Raw genomic sequence first — 3,215 nt, forward strand, 5'->3', positions numbered from 1 at the left:
AAGAACAGTCCCAACGAGTATTGATGGCGATGCAGGCGTCAAAAATCGTGGCCTATCGAGAGCTGGCTGAACAGGTGTATGGACAGAAGATCACCGCCAATAGTAGCGTGAGTGATTGGATGCTGACAGATGATAATGTGAAAGCGTCTGTGACTGGGGTCATCCGCGGCGCGCGAGTGGTAAAAAGCTATCCAGCAGGGGACCACTATGTGACTGAGTTAGAACTTGATTTTGCCAAGGTATGGCAGATTTACCAACAGCAGAGCCGCCCACAAAGAATTAAAGATGTTACCTATTTTTAGTGCTAGGGTAGGTTTTAGATCTCGGGCTGCGTGATTGCTCGTCGTGCTGTACCGATAAACAAAAGCCGCGCTAAGTTTTAGCGCGGCTTTTGTTTATATCCCGTTTACTTATGATGCATGACTTACGCTTTTAAATCATTGCCTAAGCTAGAAAGGGTCGAGGTTCTGCCTTTATCGTTATAAGTCAGAGTAGTCGCGTTTCGGCTCGCCTGTAAGGCTTGGGCAAAACGGTTTAGACTCGCCAAATTCATCTCGATGAGACTGGCATTTTGAGCGTTAAGATCCTTACATTCGGCAAGGGCCTCTTTTACGGCGGCCATTTTATGGGATAGTTCTACTTGCGAGGTGAGTAAGGATTTATCGCTGTGATTGGCCAGTAAGTCATCATTGGCCTTAAGTTCTTGCAGGCATGATGATTTTTGCTCCGCAAGCGATAAAAGCAAATCGGCGTTTTGGTCAACCAAAGCGCCTTTTTCCTTAAGAATAATCTGTTTAAGAACAGCCAAATGGGCGTGTTGTTGATCTACCAGTTTAGCTATTTCTGTCATAGTTACTCTTTATTGAGGTCATTCAATTCAGCTTCGAAGCTGGCAATGTTAGCAGCCAACTTTTCGGGGTCAATTTTATAGCGCCCTTCGGCAATCGCTTGTTTAATCTCAGCGACTTTCTTTTGGTCTACTTCAGGTAGGCTGGCCATTTTGGTTTGAGCTCCTTGTAGCTGTTGAGCTTGAGCCGTAATGACAACTGAGTCACCTTTCTGTTGAGTCGATTTAGCCGCAACCTGAGTCGATTGCTCACTTTCGCTGCTTTTCTTTGTTGTGTTTGAACGGACTTGCGCGGCCGCTCCGGCGTTAAATTTGCTAATATCAATTGCCATTTTAGGCTCCAGCGTCGTGTATACGGGGATTTCTTAACTGGGGTATCGGCAGCTCATCGAAAAGCTTTAGTTTATTTTACATTCTAACTTCGACTTCGCCAATGGCCGTGACTATGGCATCTAGTTCTTTGTTTGAACTGCTATTTTTGACCCTAATTTGGTCACCAATATTACCATCCTGTAGCGCTTCGCCTACGGTTTTTAGCACAAAATTGCTGGAACGCACATAAATTGATACTGAATCATTCTTACAAACAAAACAAAGGTTATTGGCAAAAATAGGGAAGTTTTTGGCGACACGCCGTTTTACCCGCACTCCTGAAAGTTGGCTAGTATCGCTAAATTGCATACCGCGTAAACTATTTTGGTCGACGTAACGGATTTCAACTTGTGTTGGGCTGATCAGTTCGCCAGGTGCCAGTGTTTCGCTGGCGACCACAACCGGGAAAAGAATATCGACCCGCACCGACATAAAAATCTGCCAAGGGTAGGCTAAATCGGGTGTATCACAGCTGACTTTTACCGTGTTGTTGCGGCTGATCTCTCGGTCAGAGGCGAGCTCAACTCGAATGGGAGAGGCACATTGAGAAGGGAGCAAACGACTGTCTATCGTTTGCGGAAGGATCTCAACTTTAGCGTTAGATGGCACTGAAATCTTTTCATTAATAAGAGCTTTAGCTAATTCGGATATCGCCGATATGCTAGGTACCACGGGCTCAGCATTGGCCTTAGTGGCGATGGAAAGGGCGATGATACTCAAAAAATAGACTAAATTTACTTTCATAATGAAGAGACTAGCTTGTAACGCCAGAATGCACCTATACTTTTATCAAGTTTGAAACTGTTCCATGCCATAACGGCCAAGATTTCTTGTCAGAAGTTTGACTCAGTTTCAACTATGGTTATCGATAACAAGACGTAAGCAATTAATATGCCTATACTCAAACGAGTTTAGGGCCGTACATAAACAGAACAACAAGGCAGAGTTATGTCGAGTATTCTTGATTCAGTCAACAAACGAACCCAACTCGTAGGTCAAAACCGACTAGAACTATTGCTATTTAAGTTGAATGGTCGTCAACGGTTTGGGATTAACGTATTCAAAGTAAAAGAAGTTTTGCAATGTCCACCGTTAACGACTTTGCCTAAACTTAATCCTTACGTCAAAGGTGTCGCCCATATTCGCGGCACGACTATCTCGGTAATCGATCTGAGTGCTGCAACCGGCGGACGTCCGTTAGCCAGCACTGAAAATTGCTTTATCATCATTTCAGAATATAACCGCAGCGTACAAGGTTTCTTAGTCAGTTCAGTTGAACGTATCATCAACATGAATTGGGAAGCCATTATGCCACCACCACAAGGGGCTGGTCGTTATTCCTACTTAACCGCAGTCACTGAAATAGAAGGTGAATTGGTTGAAATTCTTGATGTTGAAAAGATCTTAGATGAAATTTCACCAGTCAAAACGGCAATCAGTGAAGAAGTGAATGAGCAACTGACAATCGATAGAAGTCAGCATTACCATATTATGGTGATTGATGATTCGGCAGTGGCTCGTAAACAAATTATTCGCGCGCTCGAGTCGTTAAACTTACAGATTGATACGGCAAAAGATGGCCGTGAAGCGCTCGATAAGTTAAAAGCTATTGCGGGTGAAATGAACAATGTGGCCGAGGAAATCCCGCTGATTATCTCGGATATTGAAATGCCAGAAATGGATGGTTATACCTTAACGGCTGAGATCCGCGACGATCCAAAGCTTAAGCATATCAAGGTGGTATTACATACCTCGTTAAGCGGCGTGTTTAATCAGGCTATGGTGCAAAAAGTGGGCGCTAATGATTTTATCGCCAAATTTAACCCAGACGAATTAGCTGCGGCAGTGAACAAGCATTTAAGTTTGTAGTGAAAGTGTGGGTTAGTGCCTAGTGGTGCTTTACGCTATAATCTAGCCCTTATTACATGATTGTTGGCACTTATTTGGGTGCTTGCTATAGGATCTAGGACGTGAATGTGCCTGACAAATCACTCGC

5 protein-coding genes are annotated in these 3,215 nt (G+C 44.0%); 2 read left to right on the top strand and 3 right to left on the bottom strand.

Going from position 1 to position 3,215, the window contains the following annotated elements:
- On the top strand, positions 1–302 hold a 302-nt coding region (locus ACQY6Q_RS15455), incomplete at its 5' end, for an LPP20 family lipoprotein (protein WP_427982743.1).
- A 122-nt stretch (positions 303–424) separates the two neighbouring features.
- Here the strand turns inward: ACQY6Q_RS15455 and ACQY6Q_RS15460 are convergent.
- The 3 genes from ACQY6Q_RS15460 to flgA form a co-directional block, all read right to left on the bottom strand.
- On the bottom strand, positions 425–850 hold the full coding sequence (locus ACQY6Q_RS15460; RefSeq protein WP_088212015.1) for a flagella synthesis protein FlgN: 426 nt from the start codon (positions 848–850) through the stop codon (positions 425–427).
- 2 nt (positions 851–852) lie between these two features.
- Entirely contained in the window at positions 853–1,179 is a 327-nt protein-coding gene (flgM, locus tag ACQY6Q_RS15465; protein WP_249554511.1) for a flagellar biosynthesis anti-sigma factor FlgM, read from the bottom strand.
- A 76-nt stretch (positions 1,180–1,255) separates the two neighbouring features.
- Complete coding sequence (gene flgA, locus ACQY6Q_RS15470; RefSeq protein WP_220055046.1) at positions 1,256–1,963, bottom strand: flagellar basal body P-ring formation chaperone FlgA; 708 nt, start codon at positions 1,961–1,963, stop codon at positions 1,256–1,258.
- Between the two features lie 204 nt (positions 1,964–2,167).
- On the opposite strand from flgA, the gene ACQY6Q_RS15475 reads away from it, so the two are divergent.
- On the top strand, positions 2,168–3,088 hold the full coding sequence (locus ACQY6Q_RS15475; RefSeq protein WP_088212012.1) for a chemotaxis protein CheV: 921 nt from the start codon (positions 2,168–2,170) through the stop codon (positions 3,086–3,088).
- Positions 3,089–3,215 lie beyond the last annotated feature (127 nt).

This window comes from Agarivorans sp. (genome assembly GCF_050295395.1).
GTDB lineage: Bacteria > Pseudomonadota > Gammaproteobacteria > Enterobacterales > Celerinatantimonadaceae > Agarivorans.

What these genes read in the sequence shown, in the direction of transcription:
- flgA (WP_220055046.1), bottom strand. Translation starts at nt 1,963, where the DNA reads ATGAAAGTAAATTTAGTCTATTTTTTGAGTATCATCGCCCTTTCCATC.
- ACQY6Q_RS15475 (WP_088212012.1), top strand. Translation starts at nt 2,168, where the DNA reads ATGTCGAGTATTCTTGATTCAGTCAACAAACGAACCCAACTCGTAGGT.
- ACQY6Q_RS15460 (WP_088212015.1), bottom strand. Translation starts at nt 850, where the DNA reads ATGACAGAAATAGCTAAACTGGTAGATCAACAACACGCCCATTTGGCT.
- flgM (WP_249554511.1), bottom strand. Translation starts at nt 1,179, where the DNA reads ATGGCAATTGATATTAGCAAATTTAACGCCGGAGCGGCCGCGCAAGTC.